Source organism: Microcoleus sp. A003_D6, from assembly GCF_036702825.1.
GTDB lineage: Bacteria > Cyanobacteriota > Cyanobacteriia > Cyanobacteriales > Microcoleaceae > Microcoleus.
Genome location: NZ_JAUBWA010000242.1, coordinates 1 through 3897, shown reverse-complemented (window position 1 = coordinate 3897; position 3897 = coordinate 1). Strand labels below are relative to the sequence as shown.

Annotated in this window: 1 protein-coding gene and 1 pseudogene; both read right to left on the bottom strand. The window is 44.2% G+C overall.

Annotated features, from left to right (window positions below; genetic code table 11):
- Positions 1–423 precede the first annotated feature (423 nt).
- A pseudogene (locus QUB70_RS31870) lies at positions 424–1500 on the bottom strand (ISKra4 family transposase).
- 418 nt (positions 1501–1918) lie between these two features.
- Positions 1919–3619: an ABC-F family ATP-binding cassette domain-containing protein gene (locus QUB70_RS31865; protein WP_332985790.1), complete on the bottom strand. Its 1701-nt coding sequence runs from the start codon at positions 3617–3619 to the stop codon at positions 1919–1921.
- Between the last annotated feature and the right edge of the window lie 278 nt (positions 3620–3897).

Below are 3897 nucleotides of genomic sequence, written 5' to 3'. Positions count from 1 at the left end.
TGGTCGTAAGAGTAGCATATTATATGAATAAACTAATATTGGCAGATACCAAGGATTCCAGCAATAGTTACTTATGACTGTAGTTTAGACTAAAAAATGATTGCCGCTAAAAGTAGCCGCCTTTGAATATCCGGCAAGCTGCTACTCAAAAACTCAAGAGGGAGAAGATTAAATAACTAATCTTGAAGACTTTTTGCGTCGAGAAACCTGTTTTTTCACAGTGGGATAGCACGGTGCCTTAGTCCGTACCCTTCCTGTTTCCCAGCCGGGGATTTTCCCCTCTGCGCAAGGCAGTTGAGCGGGAGTACCAATGTCAACTAAAATCGACAACATTGATTGGGCAACACGTCCAGGGGTTAAATTGATAGTAGCAGATTGCCAGGGTAGTAGGGAGCATGTCACTTTTGCAGTGAGCAATTATACTTATGCAGGTTTTCCCTGATGACCAATTAAGCCGTTTAAGTAAGCACAACGATGAGCTAATACTTGTCCTACATGTTCGGATTTCCAACTAGCTCCTGATATTTTAATTCGTCTGGCTATTTGCTTAATCCCTGATTCTACCGCTCCTGAACCAATTGAACAGATGCCATCCCTTGAGCAAACTTCATAGTTAATAATCCTTTGTTTGTGCTTTTCCTTCATATTTGCAAAAATTCACTGCTGATTTTTTCTTGAGCTTTGTAAAGAGAGCTACCGCATTCTCTACATTCCCTTTCCACAAATATGCTTCTGCTTGCTTAATTCGCTTCATTGAACCACCTACTTTCTGAAGATTTTGATTCAGATGATACCAATCAAGAATTTCTCTTCTGTCCTGTTCACAACTGATTTCCTTAAATATATTCCACACTCCATCATGTCCATCACCTAAGCAAGTTACAGGTTTTGCTAACGGTTGTTTATTTGCCCAATTAACGATGATATCATTTTGATTAAAACTAGCCATCATACCAGCTTCCGACACAATTGCTTTATAGTCTTTCCATTCAGACTTTTCTCCTTGAGGTGCCCTCAGTCGTACTTTTCCACCATCTGCACTTAGCTCCGAAATATCTTCTGTTGATATCGGTTCGCTGAAGTTTTGATAATGTACTAATATGAGTTGTGTTTTAGCCGGAACACTCACTCCCGTTAGATACTTAATATCTTGGGCGGCATGCTTATAAGCAACATTGGCACTCAGTCTTAAGCAACAGTTTTCTAAATGTGGACTCAACCTACTAGCACTACCGCAGCCTAGTTTATCTGCTTGCTTCTGGGTGATACTTAAATTACCTAGGGTACTTTTTAAAGTCTTGATTCTTCCGGCTTTTGTACCGCTAGCTGAGCAGATAAAAAAAAGCCGATATGTGGTGTCACATGAGTCAAAACTTGGTCTCTCACTGCGAGTTCAATATCTTCTAATGTCTGCAAGGCATCAGGATTATAATCATCATAAAGTATAGCCGAAATAGCATCTAGATGTGTTTTAATTGTCTGTTGTTGTTCAGGTGTCATGATTATATATCCAGTGGGAAGAGATGATAATTATCACCTATTATACTGCAATACTCCGGACAGTTTGAGAGCGAGGCCCAAACCCTCATTCTACCGTTAGCATTTGACCTCACTGAGAAGGCTGAAACCCGCATTCTGCCGTTAGTGATTGAAAACTGTCCGGACTATTGATACTGATGATCGGTAAAAAAGTCATGGTGGACTTCATGAGTATTTATACTCATCCAAAAAGTGACACGCTCCCGTTAACTCCTTCTAAACGTCGCTTTTACGAACAAGGCATGAGGGATGCAACCCTTATTGGGTCTATATCCTAAGCCTCTTTGTCACCCCCCAGAGTTAGGAATAAGATTCTTTTTGTACCACAGATGTACGCAGATAAACGTGGATGTTAGGTTTATCTGCGACAGTGGCAACTTTATTTTTGCTTAGCAGCCGCTTTTTTCTTTGCTTCTTTTTCAGCCTTTTTAGCCACTCGATCCGCTTCAATTTTTGCTAACTTTGCCAGTTCTTTTTCTTCAGCTATTTTATCGAGATAGTAGTGGTAATCTCCGAGATAAGGGCGAAATTCTCCATCCCGAATTTCGACAATTTTGTTAGCGACTTGGGAGATGAAATAGCGATCGTGCGAAACGATAATTACCGTACCGTCATAATTCTGAATCGCCTCTTCCATCATCTCTTTCGCCGGAATATCGAGGTGATTGGTAGGTTCGTCCAAAATTAGCAAATTCACGGGAGTCAACAGCATCTTTGCTAAAGCCAGACGGGCTTTTTCTCCGCCACTCAAAGCGCCGACTTGTTTGAATACTGTTTCGCCGGTGAATAGAAAACGGCCCAACAAAGTCCGAACTTCTTCATTTTTCCAGTCGGGTACTTCGTCGTGAATGGTTTCGATCACGCTTTTATTCAAATCTAAGGCTTCTGCCTGATTCTGTTCAAAGTAACCGGGGATGACGTTGTGACCTCCCAATTTGACCGTACCTTCAGAAGGTTTTTCTAAACCCATAATCAGGCGCAGCAGGGTTGATTTGCCCGCGCCGTTGGGCCCGAGAAAGGCTATGCGATCGCCCCTTTCAATTAATAAGTCTGCTCCCAAGAATAGGATTTTGTCGCCGTAGGTGTGGACTAAATCTTCAATTATTGCTACTTCGCGGCCGCTGCGGGGTGCGGGGGGAAAACGGAAATGCAAAGTTTTTAATCCGCCGGTGGGCGCTTCGATGCGTTCGATTTTGTCTAACTGTTTCTCACGACTTTTGGCTTGGGTGCTGCGAGTGGCGCTGGCGCGGAATTTTTCAACGAATGCTTGCTGTTTCTCCAGTTCTTTTTGCTGGCTTTCGTAGGCGCTGAGTTGGGCTTCTCTGGCTTCTGCTTTTTGCAGCAGGTAGGAAGAGTAGTTGCCGAGGTAGGTGCTGGAAACGCCGCGTTCGGTTTCGACGATTTGGGTGCAGAGCCGATCGAGAAATTCTCGGTCATGGGATACGATTACCATCGGGGTGATCAGCCCTTTCAGGTATACTTCCAGCCATTCGATCGTTTCTAAGTCGAGGTGGTTGGTAGGTTCGTCTAGCAGCAGGAGATCGGGTTTTTGCAGGAGAATTTTGCCCAAACTCATCCGCATTTGCCAGCCCCCGCTGAATGCGCTGACAAGCCGATCGCCATCTTCGGATTCAAACCCGATTTCGGGCAGAATTTTCTCGATTTGGGCTTCTAAACCGTAGCCGTTTAAGCCTTCAAATTGCCGTTGCAGCCGATCCATTTTGTGGATCAGTTCGTCGAGATTTTCTGGGGTGGAGGCTTCCAAGTCTCGATGGACTTGCATCAGCGATTCGTGTATTTCGTTGGCTTCACTGAAGGCGCGCCAAAATTCTTCTTTGACGGTGCGAGTCGGATCTACTTCAAATTCTTGGGAGAGGTAGGCGATGTGTAGGCTGGCGGGGCGAATGACTTCGCCTGCGGTGGGTTCGATTTCGCCGGCGATGATTTTGAGTTGGGTGGATTTGCCGGCACCGTTGACGCCTACTAAGCCGATGCGATCGCCCGGTTTGACTTCCCAGGTGACATCTTTGAGTACGACGCCTGTGGGGTAAATTTTACTGATGTGTTCGAGTCGCAGCATTGTTGTGGAGACTGGGGAAGGGGAGGTTTAGCGGCGGATGGGATGCCGGCGCTGAGGTCGAGTTAATCTTAACAAATTTTAATTATATTTAGCGTATTGACAAGATTTGAGTTTGGATGGGCGATCCGATTTTAGATTTTAGATTTTAGATTTTAGATTTTGGGCGCACGGGTAGCGAGAAACCGGGTTTTTTACGAAAATACGGCTCTCCTGAACTTGTGGTGATAATTTTATCTAATCAGAAAAACAAGCTAATACGCGATTTCTGAAATTATGAA

Bases quoted from the DNA above. Each gene is read 5' to 3' on its own strand.
- QUB70_RS31865 (WP_332985790.1), bottom strand. From the start codon at position 3,619: ATGCTGCGACTCGAACACATCAGTAAAATTTACCCCACAGGCGTCGTA.